Source organism: Staphylococcus pasteuri (genome assembly GCF_030547725.1).
GTDB classification, from domain to species: Bacteria; Bacillota; Bacilli; order Staphylococcales; family Staphylococcaceae; genus Staphylococcus; species Staphylococcus pasteuri.
The window spans coordinates 1-254 of record NZ_JAUOQO010000587.1 but is presented as its reverse complement, the minus strand read 5'-3'; the positions used below and the strand labels follow the sequence as shown (position 1 = coordinate 254).

At 46.1% G+C, this 254-nt stretch carries 1 protein-coding gene; it reads left to right on the top strand.

The genetic code is table 11. From position 1 onward, the window contains the following. Positions 1–51: 51 nt before the first annotated feature. A partial coding sequence (locus Q4528_RS14825) for a sodium ion-translocating decarboxylase subunit beta (protein ID WP_303522433.1) occupies positions 52–254 on the top strand: 203 nt, incomplete at its 3' end.

Genomic DNA, 254 nt, shown 5'->3' with positions numbered 1-254 from the left:
GTAGCTGCATACTCTTACATGGCATTGGTGCCGATTATTCAACCACCGATCATGAAAGCGCTAACCACAAAAGAAGAACGCGAAATTCAAATGGAGCAGCTTCGCCCGGTGAGCATGCGTGAGAAGATTATCTTCCCAATTGCAGTGCTTGGCTTAACTATCTTGTTCTTACCAGCAGCAACACCACTTGTCGGTATGTTCTGTTTAGGTAACTTGATGCGAGAAAGTGGGGTGGTGGATCGTTTGAGCAAAAC